The organism is Geobacter pickeringii (genome assembly GCF_000817955.1).
In the GTDB taxonomy this organism is placed as follows: Bacteria; Desulfobacterota; Desulfuromonadia; order Geobacterales; family Geobacteraceae; genus Geobacter; species Geobacter pickeringii.
In genome coordinates this window covers 164,748-179,401 of the sequence record NZ_CP009788.1, presented here as the reverse complement: position 1 = coordinate 179,401, position 14,654 = coordinate 164,748, and the positions used below count along the sequence as shown (strand labels likewise).

The 14,654-nt window shown below is 68.0% G+C and carries 15 protein-coding genes and 1 pseudogene; 9 read left to right on the top strand and 7 right to left on the bottom strand.

The window, feature by feature from the left end; genetic code table 11:
• Positions 1-140 precede the first annotated feature (140 nt).
• From GPICK_RS00775 to hypB, 7 genes and pseudogenes are all read right to left on the bottom strand, one after another.
• Positions 141-1,001 carry a patatin-like phospholipase family protein gene (locus GPICK_RS00775; protein WP_039739647.1) on the bottom strand — a complete coding sequence of 287 codons (861 nt, stop codon included), beginning with the start codon at positions 999-1,001 and terminating at the stop codon, positions 141-143.
• 30 nt (positions 1,002-1,031) lie between these two features.
• Positions 1,032-2,042, bottom strand: coding sequence for a hydrogenase expression/formation protein HypE (gene hypE, locus GPICK_RS00770; RefSeq protein ID WP_039739645.1), 1,011 nt, complete (start codon positions 2,040-2,042; stop codon positions 1,032-1,034).
• 34 nt (positions 2,043-2,076) lie between these two features.
• Positions 2,077-3,168 (bottom strand): hydrogenase formation protein HypD, encoded by a 1,092-nt coding sequence (gene hypD, locus GPICK_RS00765; RefSeq protein ID WP_039739642.1) that lies wholly within the window; start codon positions 3,166-3,168, stop codon positions 2,077-2,079.
• Positions 3,165-3,395, bottom strand: coding sequence for a HypC/HybG/HupF family hydrogenase formation chaperone (locus GPICK_RS00760; protein WP_039739639.1), 231 nt, complete (start codon positions 3,393-3,395; stop codon positions 3,165-3,167). The genes hypD and GPICK_RS00760 overlap by 4 nt, the downstream gene beginning before the upstream one ends.
• Positions 3,396-3,461: 66 nt before the next feature.
• Positions 3,462-4,148, bottom strand: coding sequence for a Kae1-like domain-containing protein (locus GPICK_RS18195; protein WP_456236258.1), 687 nt, complete (start codon positions 4,146-4,148; stop codon positions 3,462-3,464).
• A gap of 65 nt (positions 4,149-4,213) precedes the next feature.
• A pseudogene (gene hypF, locus GPICK_RS00755) lies at positions 4,214-5,713 on the bottom strand (carbamoyltransferase HypF); the annotation flags it as partial.
• 11 nt (positions 5,714-5,724) lie between these two features.
• Positions 5,725-6,489: a hydrogenase nickel incorporation protein HypB gene (hypB, locus tag GPICK_RS00750; RefSeq protein WP_039739638.1), complete on the bottom strand. Its 765-nt coding sequence runs from the start codon at positions 6,487-6,489 to the stop codon at positions 5,725-5,727.
• Positions 6,490-6,809: 320 nt separating this feature from the next.
• On the opposite strand from hypB, the gene GPICK_RS00745 reads away from it, so the two are divergent.
• The 9 genes from GPICK_RS00745 to GPICK_RS00705 all read left to right on the top strand — a co-directional run bounded on the left by GPICK_RS00745 (position 6,810) and on the right by GPICK_RS00705 (position 14,624).
• Positions 6,810-7,145: a hypothetical protein gene (locus GPICK_RS00745; RefSeq protein ID WP_039739636.1), complete on the top strand. Its 336-nt coding sequence runs from the start codon at positions 6,810-6,812 to the stop codon at positions 7,143-7,145.
• A 74-nt stretch (positions 7,146-7,219) separates the two neighbouring features.
• The gene (gene pyk / locus GPICK_RS00740; protein WP_039739633.1) at positions 7,220-8,662 is read left to right on the top strand and encodes a pyruvate kinase; all 1,443 of its coding nucleotides are present in this window, start codon (positions 7,220-7,222) and stop codon (positions 8,660-8,662) included.
• Between the two features lie 42 nt (positions 8,663-8,704).
• Complete coding sequence (locus tag GPICK_RS00735; RefSeq protein ID WP_039739631.1) at positions 8,705-9,829, top strand: NADH:flavin oxidoreductase; 1,125 nt, start codon at positions 8,705-8,707, stop codon at positions 9,827-9,829.
• 3 nt (positions 9,830-9,832) lie between these two features.
• Positions 9,833-10,738 carry an AEC family transporter gene (locus GPICK_RS00730; RefSeq protein WP_039739629.1) on the top strand — a complete coding sequence of 302 codons (906 nt, stop codon included), beginning with the start codon at positions 9,833-9,835 and terminating at the stop codon, positions 10,736-10,738.
• 43 nt (positions 10,739-10,781) lie between these two features.
• Complete coding sequence (locus GPICK_RS00725) at positions 10,782-12,077, top strand: putative DNA modification/repair radical SAM protein (RefSeq protein ID WP_039739627.1); 1,296 nt, start codon at positions 10,782-10,784, stop codon at positions 12,075-12,077.
• Position 12,078: 1 nt separating this feature from the next.
• On the top strand, positions 12,079-12,831 hold the full coding sequence (locus GPICK_RS00720) for a TIGR03915 family putative DNA repair protein (RefSeq protein ID WP_039739625.1): 753 nt from the start codon (positions 12,079-12,081) through the stop codon (positions 12,829-12,831).
• Positions 12,832-12,939: 108 nt separating this feature from the next.
• Positions 12,940-13,227 (top strand): DUF2288 domain-containing protein, encoded by a 288-nt coding sequence (locus GPICK_RS00715; protein WP_039739622.1) that lies wholly within the window; start codon positions 12,940-12,942, stop codon positions 13,225-13,227.
• Positions 13,228-13,229: 2 nt separating this feature from the next.
• The gene (locus GPICK_RS00710; protein ID WP_039739618.1) at positions 13,230-13,964 is read left to right on the top strand and encodes a DUF1847 domain-containing protein; all 735 of its coding nucleotides are present in this window, start codon (positions 13,230-13,232) and stop codon (positions 13,962-13,964) included.
• A 129-nt stretch (positions 13,965-14,093) separates the two neighbouring features.
• Positions 14,094-14,624, top strand: coding sequence for a DUF4337 domain-containing protein (locus GPICK_RS00705; RefSeq protein ID WP_039739616.1), 531 nt, complete (start codon positions 14,094-14,096; stop codon positions 14,622-14,624).
• Positions 14,625-14,654: the final 30 nt, after the last annotated feature.

Genomic DNA, 14,654 nt, shown 5'->3' with positions numbered 1-14,654 from the left:
TCCTTCCACTGCCGATTGCGGCACTCCTCACATCCTATCGTCCAATCCGGAAAAAACTTGAGCCTTTTCCCCGCCCCGGCACCCGGCATGCGCCATTCCGGCCGCTCCGCAGCGCGCCGGCGAGGGGATCGGCCGCGGCTTCAGATCCCCCACTTGTAACGGAGGTACTTGAGGGTCTGCTGGTATCCCTGCTCGTAGAGAAACTCCTTCTCCTCCCGCGTCAGGGAGAACGAGAGGGGGGTGACCATGCCGCAGTGAATGGTTATCGTGTCCTTCCACCGCCCCCCCTTGAGGAATTCCCGGTCGGTGGCGTGGCAGAAGGTGTTGAGGAGATCCGCGGCGTAGCGGCGCAGGGTGAGGACCGGCGAAGCCGGCTGGTTCATGCTCCGCTTCGAGAAGGTCTTGAAGACCAGGGTCCGCCCCCCCTCGGCACACTGGGTCTCGATGACGTTCGCCATGAGCGCCCCGTCGATGAAGACCTGCTCCCTTCCGCGAGAGGAAAACTTTTTCCAGGCAAAGACGAAGGGAATTCCCGCCGAGAACCGGACGGCGGCAGAGATGGCGAGATCGGGATGCTTGTCGGCGGAGAGGAGATGGGGGGAGTGGTTCAGGATGTCGGTGGCGACGACCGCCAGGGGGCAGCGGAGGGGGTCGCTGAAGCGCCGGCCGCCGAGCTGGCGGTCCAGCCATCCCTCCAGGGCGTCGCCGGCGCAGATCCCCATGCCGGTGAAGATCCCTCGGGGACGGAAGTCGCGAAACGACACCGGATCGGTGGCGAGGGAGAGTTGGTGGATCTCGGCGGGAGCCATCCCGGCGGCGTAGAGCGCCGCGACGATACTCCCCGTGGAGGCGCCGATGATCCGCGCGATGGGGATGCCGAGCTCCTCCGTCGCCCGGAGGGCGCCGATGAAGGCGGGGTACCGGATCCCCCCGCCGACCAGCATCAGGGTGAGGGGACCGTTCGCCGGCCCGCCGCCGGTGGTAGTGTGATGTTCGCGCATAATGCCCCGCAATCGTCGCGGCTGCTGTTTTCAGCAGATCCGCGGCAGCTGTTCTCCCGCCAGCATCTCCACGGCGCGGACCCCGCCGACGGCGGTCTCCATCTGCACCTTGCCGCCACCGTCGCCCACCTCGCCGATGATGGCCGCCCCGTGCCCCAGGGGGTGGCGCTTCATCCGGGCAAGGAGCCGCTCGGCCGCCTCCGGAGCCACCACCGCCAGGAGCTTCCCTTCGTTGGCGACGTAGAGGGGATCGAGCCCGAGGATCGAGCAGACCCCCTTTACCGCGCCGTTGAGCGGCAAGGCCCGTTCGTGGAGTGTTATTATCTTATCGGACTGAAGGGCGATTTCCTTGAGGGTTGTTGCAACGCCGCCGCGGGTCGGGTCCCGGAGGACGTGGACCGCCTCCCCCGCCTCGGCGAGGATCTCGGCCACAAGGCCGTTGAGGGGGGCGCAGTCGCTCAGGATGTCGGTCTCCAGCTCCAGCCCCTCGCGCCTGGCCATGACCGCGATGCCGTGGTCGCCGATGGTGCCGTTGACGATGACCTTGTCCCCCGTCCGGGCCCCGGCGCCGGAGATGGCGAAGGAGTGCTCGATGGCGCCGACGCCGGAGGTGTTGATGAAGATCCGATCCGCCTTCCCCCGGGGGACCACCTTGGTGTCGCCGGTGACGATCCGCACCCCGGCGGCGTCGGCGGCGCCCCGCATGGAGGAGAGGACCTCGGCCAGCTCGGTCCGGCTGAACCCCTCCTCGATGATGAGGCCGACGCTGATGAAGAGGGGGCGCGCCCCCATCATGGCCAGGTCGTTCACCGTGCCGTTCACCGCCAGGCCCCCGATGTTGCCGCCGGGGAAGAAGATCGGGTCCACCACGTAGGAGTCGGTGGTGAAGGCGAGGCGCTGGCCGCCGTGTTCCACCACCGCCGCGTCGTTCTGGCCGGCACGCGATATTCCCGACAGGGTCGGGATGATGAGGTCGTCGAGGAGCTGGTGGGAGAGCTTCCCGCCGCTGCCGTGACCGAGGAGGATGAGGTCTTTGTTCACTGGATTCTCCGCCGTGTTGTTTTTTTCGCTCTGATTACTGCCCGTACTTGTACGCCGCCGCGCAGGTCCCCTCGGAGGAGACCATGCAGGCGCCGACGGGGGATTCGGGGGTGCAGGCGCCGCCGAAGAGGGGGCAGTCGAAGGGGCTCACCTTCCCCTTGAGGATCTCGCCGCAGAGGCACCCCGCGTGCTCCCGGGTCTCCTCCACCTCGACGGGAATCGCCTTCTCGGCGTCGAACTCGGCATAGGCGTCGGCGATCCGCAGGCCGCTGCCGGGAATGACGCCGATGCCGCGCCACGGCGCGTCGAAGGGGGTGAGGACCTCGGCGATCACACCTTGCGCCTTCCGGTTCCCCTCCCGCTTCACCACGCGGCTGTACTGGATCTCCACCCGGGGTTTCCCCTCCACCACCTGACGGACGAGCATCTCCACCCCCTGCATGACGTCCACCGGCTCGAACCCGGTGACGACACACGGGACACCGCGCTCCTCCGCCAGGAAACGGTAGGCGGCGGCGCCGATGACGACGCTGACGTGGGCGGGGCAGAGGTAGCCGTCCACCTGGAGCTCGGGATCGTCGGCCAGGACCTCCATCGGGATCGGGATCGTCTTGTGGGCGGCGAGGACGAAGTAATTCGTGAGCCCCTGCTGCTTCGCCGCCAGGATGCTCCCGGCGATGGTGGGGGCGGTGGTCTCGAAACCGACGCCGAGGAAGACCACCTTCCGGTCCGGGTTCTTCGCAGCCAGGGTCACGGCGTCCAGGGGAGAGTAGACGATCCGCACGTCGGCCCCTTTGGCCCGCTCCTCGATGAGGGAGGACGAGGAGCCGGGGACCCGGACCATGTCGCCGAAGGTGGCGACGGTGACGCCCGGAAGCCGGCAGAGGGCCACGGCCCGGTCGACGTAGCCGTTGGGGGTGACACAGACCGGGCACCCCGGCCCGGAGATGAGCCGCACCTGGGGCGGCAGGAGGCTGCGCAGCCCGTACTGGTAGATCGACATGGTGTGGGTGCCGCAGACCTCCATGAAGGTCATCGGCACGGTGCGCCCCGCCACCAGCTCCCTGATCCGGGCGGCAAAGCCGAGCACCACGGTGCGGTCGCGGAATTCGTCCTGGTAGTTCACGCCATGTCCTCCGGTTTGAAGACGTCCCGCATCATGCGTAATGTCTCCTGCGCATCCTCCTCATCGAGCTTGGAGATGGCGAAGCCGGCGTGGACGATGACGAAATCCCCCACCTTCACCTCGTCGGCGAGGAGCATGAGGCTCGCCTCCTTCTTCACCCCGTCGATCTCGGCGATGATATTGCCGTCACCGATGCTCACAACCTGCATGGGTACTCCGAGACACATATTCTCTCTTCTCCTTTTTTCGCGGCAGGCGCTACGCCCCGCCGTCACGTTGTGCCGTATGTCCTGCTACGGCCGCCTGCCCCAGCGCCACCCCGCCGTCGTTGGGGGGACGAGGCGGTGGGTGAAGACGGTGAACCCGCTCTCGGTGAGAGCCTGGTGGACCCCCTCGGTGAGGAGCCGGTTCTGGAAGACGCCGCCGGAGAGGACCACCCGGTGGACCCCTTCCGCCGCGCGGATCTGTCCGCAGACCTCGGCCGCCGCCGCGGCGACGGTGCCGTGGAAGGCGCGGGCCATCTCCCCGCCGGAGCGGCCGGCGGCCGCATCCTCCGCCACGGACCGGATCATCATCCGGAAGTCGACGGTGGCGGAGCCGTTTCTCCGCACGACGGCAAAGGGGTAGATCTCCCGCGTGTCGCTCTCCTCGGCCAGGGCCTCCAGCTCGATGGCCGCCTGCCCTTCGTAGCTCACCCGCTCCCGCAGGCCGATGAGGGCCGCCACGGCGTCGAAGAGCCGGCCGCAGCTGGAGGTGAGGGGGGAGTTGATCCGCCGCTCCAGCATGGAGAGGTAGAGGCTGCGCTCGGCGGCGCCGATCCCGGCGAGCCACGGCAGCGCCAGGTCGAAGAGCCCGGCGCCGAAAGCGTCGTGGAGATGGGCCAGCGCCATCCGGAACGGCTCCCGCACCGCCGCGTCGCCGCCGGGAAGCGGTACCTGGCGCAGGTGTCCGGCGCGCCGGAAGCCGCCGTACCCCCCCACGAGGAATTCCCCCCCCAGACGGTGCCGTCCCCGCCGTAGCCGGTGCCGTCGAAGATGACCCCGATCGTCTCCCCCTCCAGGCCGTTCTCGGCCATGCAGGAGGCCATGTGGGCATGGTGGTGCTGCACCCCAATCCGCGGCAGGCCGGCGATCCCCTCGGCGTAGGAGGTGGAGAGGTAGTCGGGGTGGAGGTCGTGGGCCACCAGCGCCGGCTCGATGCCGAGGAGCTCCCGGAGGTGATCGGCGGCCTCGCCGAGGGAGGCGAGGGTGGCGGCGTTTTTCAGGTCGCCGATGTGCTGGCTCATGAACGCCCGGTCCCCGGCGGCGAGACAGAGGGCCCCCTTGAGCTCGGCCCCCACGGCAAGCACGGCGGGCCCTGCGGCGGGGAGGCGGACCTCCCGCGGGACGTACCCCCGGGAGCGGCGCAGAAAGAGCGGATTCCCCCGGAAGACCCGGATCACCGAGTCGTCGCTCCGGGTCCGGATCTCCCGGTCGTGGACGAGGAAGGCGTCGGCGATCTCCCCGAGGCGCTCCCGGGCCTCGTCGTCGCGGTGGGCGATCGGCTCGTCCGAGAGGTTGCCGCTCGTCATCACCAGCGCCGCGAACCGCTCCCGCAGCAGGAGGTGGTGGAGTGGCGTCGACGGGAGCATGGTCCCGAAGTAGCCGTTGGCCGGCGCCACCAGCGGCGCCACCGGATTGCCGGGGCGCTTGCGCAGGAGCACGATGGGGCGCTCGGGGGCGGTCAGGAGCCGCTCCTCCAGGGGATCGGCCAGGGTGAAGCGCCGCACCCCCTCCAGGTCGGGGGCCATGAGGGCGAAGGGCTTCTCGTCCCGCTTTTTGCGCCGGCGCAGCTCCGCCACCGCCGTGTCGTTCAGGGGGTCCACCGCCAGGTGGTAGCCGCCGGTCCCCTTGACGGCGACGATCTTTCCGCCGGCGAGGAGCGCGGCCGCTTCCTCCACCGGATCGCCCGGCAGTTCGCGCCCCGCGGCGTCCACCAGCCTCAGGCGCGGCCCGCAGGCAGGGCAGGCGAGGGGCTGGGCGTGGAAACGGCGGTCGCGGGGGTTTTCGTACTCGGCCCGGCAGGCGTCGCAGAGCGGGAACCCCGCCATGGTGGTGTGGGGGCGGTCGTAGGGGACGGCGGTGATGATGGAGTAGCGGGGGCCGCAGTTGGTGCAGGTAATGAAGGGGTAGCGGTAGCGGCGGTCGGCCGGATCGAAGAGCTCCCGGAGGCAGTCAGGGCAGACGTCGCCGTCGGGGGCGACCCGCACCGTCCCGGCGCTCCCCGCGCTCTCGGCGATGGCGAAGGTGGTGTCGCCGGCAGGGGGAATCTCCTCGGCGGCGATCCCGGCGATGACCGCCAGGGGAGGGGCCTCCGCTTCGAGGCCGGACCGAAAGGAGTCGAGGGGTGCGGCGTCTCCCTCCGCCTCGATCACCACGCCGGTGGTGGTATTGCGCACCCAGCCGGCAATGCCGTGGCGCTCGGCGAGCCGGAAGACAAAGGGGCGGAAGCCGACCCCCTGCACGATCCCTTCGACGGTTATCCTGATGCGCCGGGCGTCAGGCATGGGTCGATCCCCTACGCGCCACCCTTTACCGCGGCGATTCGCTCCGCGAGCCAGCCGTACCAGGCGTCCATCCCCTGGCCGGTGCGGCTCGAAATCTCGAAGATGGTGATTCCCGGACTCACCCGGCGGGCCATCTCCTTGCACTTCTCCACGTCGAAGTCGACATGGGGGAGGAGATCCACCTTGTTCAGGAGCATCACATCGGCGGCGTGGAACATGTTCGGGTACTTGAGGGGCTTGTCCTCCCCCTCGGTGACCGACAGGACCACCACCTTGTGGTGCTCGCCGAGGTCGAAGGAGGCGGGGCAGACGAGATTCCCGACGTTCTCCACCAGGAGGAGGTCAAGGGAGTCCAGATCGAACCCTTCCACGGCGTGCCCCACCATGTGGGCGTCGAGGTGGCAGCCGGCGCCGGTGTTGATCTGCTTCACCGGCACGCCGGTGGCGGCGATCCGGACCGCATCGTTGTCGGTCTGCTGGTCACCCTCGACGACGGCGCAGCGGAACCGGCCGGCGAGGTCCTTGAGGCTCCGCTCCAGGGTGGTGGTCTTCCCCGAGCCGGGAGAGCTCACCAAGTTCAGGACGAAGATCCCCTTATCTGCGAAGCGGCGGCGGTTTTCGGCGGCGAAGCGGTTGTTCCGGGCGAGGATGTCGATCTCGACGGCGATCTTCCGCGCCTCCTTCTCTTCTCCGTGGTGATGGTGATGGCCGTGGGAATGGCCGTGATCGTCATGGTGGTGATGGCTTTCGGCCTCGCAGCCGCACGTGGTACACATCGTCGGGGCGCCTCCTGTATGAATCCGGTCCGCAGGCGCCGTCTCTCCCGGGAGGAAGTCCGCGTCGCATCGGGGCCGGCGTTTTATTGCGTCGGTATGGGGGGAAATCTCAATGGGGTGGGGCGCGGGGGTGGAAGGAAAACTGCCTGAACACACCATTTACGTGCAAACGAGCCTATCGGATTTGGCGAAAAAGGTCAAGCGCCCTCCCCGCGGCGCCGGAAGCCCCGTCGGACGCGCCGTTCGGGTTTGTTTTGCCCCGCCTTTGTGCTATGCTTTTCCCGATGTCCCCCATCCCACCCCCCCACAAGGAGTTCCCGATGCGAAAGTTGCTGCTTCTGCTCATCGCCGGCACCCTCCCCCTGAGCTACGGCTGCGCCATGCTCATGTCATGGAAAAGCATCCCGCCTCCGGGGGGATGTGACCAGTGCCACACGGTGGCGATCAGCACCAACTGGCAGGTGGCGTACCAGCCGGTCGTTCTCACCGACGAGCGCGGCCACCTCTATTTCCAGACCAGTGCGCACACCATGCCCCAGACCTCCAAGCCGGCCTCCCCCCTCGATGTCAAGAAGGTGGAGGAGCTCCCCTGCTTCGAGTGCCACAAGGAACCGACCCCGGCCCACAAAGGGCGGATCGGCAAATTCCACCACTAAACCGCGTCCCTCCCCCCGACACCGGCAGCAACGGCACCGGCGCCGGGGAGGGGCGACCTCCGATTGGACCATCCATGGACAAATCACCACGCAAGACGAAAATCATCGCCACCGTCGGGCCGGTCAGCTCCTCGCCGGAGATGATCGGCAAACTGATGGAGGCGGGGGTCGATCTCTTCCGCCTCAACTTCTCCCACGGCTCCAACGACCAGCGCCGGGAGGTGATCGCGGCGATCCGCCGCCTCTCCGCCCAGCGGGGTAAGGAGTGCGGCATCCTCGCCGACCTCCAGGGGCCCAAGATCCGGACCGGCCGCATGAAGGGAGGGGCGATCCAGCTCCTGAAGGGTGAGGGACTCGATATCACCACCGACGAGGTCCTCGGCCGCCCCGGCCTCATCTCCACCATCTACCAGGCGCTCCCCCACGACGTGAAGCCCGGCTCCCGCATCCTGATGGACGACGGCCTCATCGAGCTGCGGGTCCAGTCGGTGGAGGGGAACCGGGTCCGCTGCACCGTGGTTGAGGGGGGAGTGCTCAAGGATCTGAAGGGGATCAACCTCCCCGGCGTCCATGTCTCGGCCCCCTCCCTCTCCGAAAAGGACCTGGCCGACGTCGATTTCTGCCTTGCCGAGGGGGTGGACTACATCGCCCTCTCCTTCGTCCGGACCGCCGAAGACGTGGAGGAGCTCAAGCGGCTCCTCTTCCAGCGGGAGAGCAGCATCCCGGTGGTGGCGAAGATCGAGAAGCCCGAGGCGCTGCGCAACTTCAAGAGCATCCTGGCGGTGGCCGACGCCGTCATGGTGGCCCGGGGAGACCTGGGGGTGGAGATCAGCCCCGAAAAGGTCCCCCTTCACCAGAAGAAGATCATCCGCGACTGCAACGAGGCGGGGAAGCCGGTCATCACCGCCACTCAGATGCTGGAATCGATGATCAGCCACGCCCGGCCGACCCGGGCCGAGACCTCCGACGTGGCCAACGCCATCCTGGACGGCACCGATGCGGTGATGCTCTCGGGGGAGACCGCCTCGGGGCAGTTCCCCCTGGAGGCGGTCCGGACCATGGTCAAGGTCGCCCTCGACGTGGAACGCTACGCCCAGGTGGAGGAGGGGAACCGCCCCCGGCGCCACAACCCGAGCATCGCCGAGGCGGTGGCCGAGGCCGCCTGCCAGGCCGCCACCACCCTCGGCGCCCGCTCCATCGCCGTCATGACCCAGTCGGGGAGCACCGCGGCCCTCATCTCCAAGTTCCGCCCGCCGCTGCCGATCATCGCCTTCACCCAGTCGGTGGAAACCATGCGCCGCCTCGCCCTCTACTGGGGGGTGAAGCCGTACCCCATCGGGAGCATGACCGGCACCGACCAGCAGATCCGCGCCGTGGAGGCGACGCTGCTGACCGCCGGCTACCGGAAGGGAGACGTGGTGGTGATCACCATGGGGGTCCCGGTGGAGGCCCGGGGCTCCACCAACCTGATGAAGGTGCACAAGCTCGGCACCGGCGAATTTTTCGAGATTTTCTGACCCTGTTCTGATCTGATTCCGGCGCAGCAGGAGGAAACGGGAATGCGCACTGTTTTCGACGAAACGAAGATCAATCATCTGATGCTCCACAACCGGCTGGTCCGTTCCGCCACCTGGGAAGGGATGTGCCACGACGACGGCCGTCCCTCCGACAAGCTCGCCGCCTACTACGGGACCCTGGCCCGGGGCGGGGTGGGGCTTCTCATCAGCGGCTACGCCTTTGTCCGCCCCGACGGGAAGCAGCTTCCGGGACAGCTCGGCTGCCACGACGACGATTTTGCGGCCGACGGGAGGCGCCTCGCCGAGGCGGTCCACCGGGAGGGGGGGAAGATCTGCCTCCAGCTCGTCCACTGCGGCGGCCAGAGCTCGGAGCGGGCCGCCGGACGGCAGCCCGTGGCCCCCAGCGCCGTGAAGGTCGACCAGTACCCCGAGCTCCCCCGGGAACTCCCCGAGGAGGAGATCGCCGAGCTGGTCCTGCGCTTCGCCGACGGCGCCCGCCGGGCCCGGGAGTGGGGGTTCGACGCGGTGCAGCTCCACGCTGCCCACGGCTACCTCATCAACCAGTTCCTCTCCCCCCTCACCAACCGGCGGAACGACCGCTACGGCGGGAATCCGGAGAACCGGGCCCGCTTCCTTCGGGAGATCTTCCGGGCGGTGCGCGGAGCGGTGGGGGACGACTTCCCGGTCATGGCGAAGCTCAACGGCGCCGACAACCTGGCGGGGGGGCTGGAGCTCGACGAGGCGGTGCAGGTGGCGCGGATGCTGGATGAAGAGGGGATCGACGCCATCGAGGTCTCCGGCGGCACCCCCGCCTCCGGCGCCTCCTCCCCGGTCCGCCAGGGGATCGAGAGCCGGGAGCAGGAGGCGTACAACCTCCCGCCGGCATACCGGATCAAGCAGGCGGTCTCCTGCCCGGTGATGGTGGTGGGGGGGATGCGCTCCTTCGAGATCGTGGAGGGGATCATCCGCCGGGAGGAGGCCGACTACGTCTCCCTCGCCCGCCCCTTCATCCGCGAACCGGCGCTCACCCGGCAGTGGGAGTCGGGGGACGAGAGCCGCGCCCGCTGCATCTCCTGCAACGGCTGCTTCAAGCCGGGGCTCAAGGAGGGGGGAATCTACTGCGTGGTGGACAAGATCGAGCGGGAAAGCCGGGGGATCTCCCTCTAGCGGATGGCGAACATCCTCCTCCTCATCGTCTGCTTCGTCGCCGGGATGATCCTGCGCCGCACCGGCCGCTTCCCCGAGAGCACCCCGGCGGCCCTCAACGGCTTCGTCATCCACGTTTCGCTCCCGGCGGTGGCGCTCCTCCACATCCACAACCTGCGGCTCGACCTCTCCCTCGCCTACACCGTGGCCATGGCCTGGCTCCTCTTCGGCGCCGCCTGGCTCTTCTTCCGGCCAACGGGGCGGCTCCTGGGCCTCCCCCGCGAGACCGTGGGGGCCCTCATCCTCGTGGGTGGGCTCGGCAACACCTCCTTCGTGGGTCTGCCGATGATCGAGGCGTTCTACGGCAAGGAGTTCCTCGGGGTGGGGCTCATCGCCGACCAGCTCGGCTCGTTCCTGGTCCTCTCCACCCTCGGCATCCTGACCGCCACCCTCCACTCGGCGGGAGAGCTCTCGGCGCGCCAGATCGTCCGGAAGATCCTCTACTTCCCCCCCTTCCAGGCCCTGGTGCTGGCGCTTCTTCTGCGGCCGGTGCCGTTCCACCCCTGGTTCCTCACGGTGCTGCAGAAGGTGGGCGACACCCTCACCCCCCTTGCCCTGGCATCGGTGGGGTTCCAGCTGCAGCTCGCCCACATGAGGGGAGAACTGCGGACCCTCTCCCTCGGCCTCTGCTACAAGCTCCTCCTCGCCCCGGCCCTCATCGCCCTTATCTTCGTCGGCCTCTGCGGCACGGGGGGGAAGGTGATCCAGGTGACGATCTTCGAGGCGGCCATGGCCCCCATGATCTCCGCCGGCATCATCGCCGTGGACCACCGCCTCAACCCGCCCCTGGTCTCCCTCATGATCGGCATCGGCATCCCCCTCTCGTTTCTGACCCTGGCCGGCTGGTGGTGGCTGCTGCGGGGAGTGTAGCTTTACGACATATTGTGTCGCATCAACGCCGTATCGTGTAACCATGCCCGAATTTACCCTTGCGGAAAAACTCGAAATCCTCGCCGACGGCGCCAAGTACGACGTCTCCTGCGCCTCCAGCGGCAGCTCCCGCCGGAACAGCGGCGGTATCGGCAACGCCGCCCAGTGCGGCATCTGCCACTCCTGGACCGCCGACGGCCGCTGCGTCTCGCTCCTGAAGATCCTCCTGACCAACGCCTGCATCTACGACTGCGCCTACTGCGTCAACCGCCGCTCCAACGACACCCGGCGGGTGATGCTCACCCCCGCCGAGGTGGCGGAGCTCACCATCGGCTTCTACCGGCGAAACGCCATCGAGGGGCTCTTCCTCTCCACCGGCGTGGTGAGGGACCCGGACCACACCATGGAGCTTTTGATCGAAGCGGTTTGGCAGCTGCGGGAGGAACACCGCTTCAACGGCTACATCCACGTGAAGGTGGTCCCCGGCGCCGACCTGCTGCTGGTGGAGCGCCTCGGCCGCCACGCCGACCGGGTGAGCATCAACATGGAGCTCCCGACCCGGGAGAGCCTGAAGCTCCTGGCTCCGGACAAGAGCCGCGAGGCGATCGTCGCCCCCATGCGGCGAGTGGGGGAGCTCATCGTCCAGACGAAGGAGGAGCGGAAGTGCTCCCGGAAGATTCCCCCCTTCGCTCCGGCGGGGCAGAGCACCCAGCTCATCGTGGGGGCCAGCGGGGAGAGCGATCTGCAGATCGTCTCCCTGGCTGCCGGGCTCTACGGACGGCTGGCCATGAAGCGGGTCTACTACTCTGCCTTCGTGCCGGTGAACCGGGACGAGCGTCTCCCCGTCGTCGTCGGCACCCCGCCCCTGGTGCGGGAGCACCGTCTCTACCAGGCCGACTGGCTCATGCGCTACTACGGCTTCGCCGCCGGCGAGCTTTTGGACGAAGAGCGCCCCAACCTGGATCTCGCCCTGGACCCGAAGGTGGGGTGGGCCCTGCGCAACCTCCACCTCTTCCCGCTGGAGGTGAACCGGGCCGACTACGAGTCACTCCTGCGGGTGCCGGGGATCGGGGTCCGCTCAGCCCAGCGGATCGTCCGGGCCCGGCGCGGCGGCCACCTCACCCTGGACGATCTGCCGAAGCTCGGGGTGGTGATGAAGCGGGCCCGCTACTTCGTCACCGCCCGGGGGCGCTTCGCCGCCGACCTTGCACCGGACGCGCCGGGGCTCCGGGGGCGGCTGCTGGAAAAGCCCGCCCCGCCCCCCCGCTGGAGCCAGCCGTCACTCTTTGCCGGTACCGCCGGCATCGACCTCCGGTCGGCCATCACGGGAGAGCTCTAGGATGATCTATCGCTACGACGGCACCTGGACCGGGTTCCTCACCACCGTGGCCATAATTCGGGAGCGGGGGGGGACGCCCGCCGCCATCACCCGCGCCGAACCGGAGCAGGCCGGACTCTTCGACCCGGTCGTCACCGTCGAGACCGACCCGGAGCGGGCCGGGGAGCTGCGCGAACTCCTTGCCCGGACTCTCTCCCCCGGGACTCGGCACGTGCTCCGCTCTGCCTTCCAGGCCGAGGAGCCGGGGATGGAACTCCTCCTGTTCCATTTTCTGGAGTTGGGGCTCGCGGTGGGATGCCAGCTCGACGGGATGCTTGCCCACGAGCGGGTCCTGCCGGTCTGGAAGCTCGCCCGTGCCGTGGGTCGCGAGGCCCACCGCTACAAGGGGCTCGTCCGCTTCCAGGAGGTCGAGGGGGGCTTCTGGTACGCCGCCATCGAGCCTGACCACCGGATCCTTCCCCTCATCGCCCCCCACTTCGCCGCTCGGTTCGCCGACCAGCAGTGGATCATCCACGATCCGCGGCGGGGGGAGTCGGTCGCCTTCGACCCGGCCCGCCGGAAGTGGGCCGAGGTGCCGCTGGCGATGGCCGCCCCCCTCACCCTCTCGGCCGGGGAGGAGCTCTTCCGTGACCTCTGGCGCCGCTACTTCGACCGCCTCGCCATCGGGGAGCGCCTCAACCCGAAGCTCCAGCGCCAGCAGCTCCCCCTCAAGCACCGGCGGCACCTTCCGGAGTTCGAGCGGGGAGCTGACTGACATTGACGTAAGCTGCTTGCTCCCATCTGGATTTTTCCCGCAATACTGGTATGCTGACGTAACGTGCATCATGGCCGGCATGACCGGAAGACGAGAAGGAGACGAGACGTGAAACCGACAAAGGAAGAACTGGCGCTGCAGGTGGATGTGGCGGAGTGGAGCTGGCTCCGGGCCCATCTGGAACGCGGGGGGCTGATCGTCGTTGCCCCGGAGCTGGAAATAGCCGAGGTGGGTGAGCGGATCGCCCGGGACGACACCGCCGCCGTGGGGGGGTGGATCGAAGCCGGCAAGCTCTCCAAGCCGACCGACGGGCAGATTGCCGCCTGGGACGCCGACGGTGCGGCCCGCTTCAGCACCCTCATCATCAGTCCCTACATTCTCATGAAGGAGCAGTGACCATGGCCCACGACGAAACGCACCCCTCCTGCGCCAACTGCAGCGCCGTCTGGGGAAAGAGCGGCGCAACCAACTGCTGGAGCACGGCGGAGAACCGCCCTCCCCGCCCGGCCAACTGCCCGACGAAGGCCCACGGCGATATCATCGAGGCGAGCTTCACCGAGTACCGCGCCGAGGAGAGCGGGGACGCCCGCCTTGCCCGGATGGCGGCGAAGGTCGAAGGGCTCTGCTACCAGAAGATGCCGGGAAGCGAGGCGGTGGTGGCCCGCTGGACCCGGGTGGAGGACACCGTCGCCCTGGCGAAGCTCATGGGGTGGAGGTCCATCGGCATCGCCACCTGCATCGGGCTTCTGGAAGAAACGCGGCAGCTGGCGGCAATCCTGGAGGCCCAGGGGCTGGAACCGGCCAGCGTCTGCTGCAAGTCGGGAAGCATCGACAAGCTGGAGCTCGGCCTCGTGGAGAACGACAAGGTCCGTCCCGGCACCTTCGAGCCGGCCTGCAATCCCATCGCCCAGGCGGAGATCCTGAACCGCATCGGCACCGACATGAACATCATCGTGGGGCTCTGCGTGGGGCACGACATGCTCTTCACCAAACACTCGAACGCCCCGGTCACCACCCTCATCTGCAAGGATCGGGTCACCGGCCACAATCCGGCGGCGGTCCTCTATGGGCAGAATTTCTACTTCAAGCGGCTCCAGAAGCAGCCGGTGGTGGCCCCCGGCGGCGAAGAGTGACCCTTCGGGACGCACCCGTCACGGAAGCCGCGGGTGCGTCCTTCCGTATACCCCCTTGAAATCCCCGCGCCGTATTCAGTATAGTTCCCCCAAATTTTCATGAAAACACCGACGATTCAGGAGGTATCCATGGACGAACAGAAGGAGCGGTGGCTGGGATGGCTCGCCCTCTCCACCGCCACCATAGCGGTCCTTGCCGCCATCACCACCCTCTACATGGGGAAGTTTTCCACCCGGGCCGTGCTGCTCCAGGGGGTGGAGAGCAATCAGTGGGCCTACTACCAGGCCAAGAGCATCAAGCAGCATACCTTCGAGATCCAGAAGGAACGGCTGGAGCTGGAGCTTGCCACCCAGGAGAAACTCTCGCCTGCGGCCCGGGAACGCTACGGGAAGGCCATCGCCACGTACGGCAGCGAGGTGAAGCGCTACGACGCCGAGAAGAAGGAGATCAAGACCAAGGCCGAGGGGCTGGCGCTCCAGAAGGAGAAGGCCCAGTTCATGGGGGGAAATTTCGGTTACAGCCTCATCTTCCTCCAGATCGCCATCATGCTCTCCTCCATCGCCAGCCTCACCAAGCGGCACTATCTCTGGTACCTCGGCATATCGGCCTGCGCCGGCTGGCTCCTCTTCTTTCTCAACGCCACCTTGCACCTCTTCTGACATGAAAAAGGGGGCGATGCCGCCATCGCC

Bases quoted from the DNA above. Each gene is read 5' to 3' on its own strand.
- GPICK_RS00775 (WP_039739647.1), bottom strand. From the start codon at position 1,001: ATGCGCGAACATCACACTACCACCGGCGGCGGGCCGGCGAACGGTCCC.
- GPICK_RS00760 (WP_039739639.1), bottom strand. From the start codon at position 3,395: ATGTGTCTCGGAGTACCCATGCAGGTTGTGAGCATCGGTGACGGCAAT.
- hypB (WP_039739638.1), bottom strand. From the start codon at position 6,489: ATGTGTACCACGTGCGGCTGCGAGGCCGAAAGCCATCACCACCATGAC.
- GPICK_RS00745 (WP_039739636.1), top strand. From the start codon at position 6,810: ATGCGAAAGTTGCTGCTTCTGCTCATCGCCGGCACCCTCCCCCTGAGC.
- pyk (WP_039739633.1), top strand. From the start codon at position 7,220: ATGGACAAATCACCACGCAAGACGAAAATCATCGCCACCGTCGGGCCG.
- GPICK_RS00735 (WP_039739631.1), top strand. From the start codon at position 8,705: ATGCGCACTGTTTTCGACGAAACGAAGATCAATCATCTGATGCTCCAC.
- GPICK_RS00730 (WP_039739629.1), top strand. From the start codon at position 9,833: ATGGCGAACATCCTCCTCCTCATCGTCTGCTTCGTCGCCGGGATGATC.
- GPICK_RS00725 (WP_039739627.1), top strand. From the start codon at position 10,782: ATGCCCGAATTTACCCTTGCGGAAAAACTCGAAATCCTCGCCGACGGC.
- GPICK_RS00720 (WP_039739625.1), top strand. From the start codon at position 12,079: ATGATCTATCGCTACGACGGCACCTGGACCGGGTTCCTCACCACCGTG.
- GPICK_RS00710 (WP_039739618.1), top strand. From the start codon at position 13,230: ATGGCCCACGACGAAACGCACCCCTCCTGCGCCAACTGCAGCGCCGTC.
- GPICK_RS00705 (WP_039739616.1), top strand. From the start codon at position 14,094: ATGGACGAACAGAAGGAGCGGTGGCTGGGATGGCTCGCCCTCTCCACC.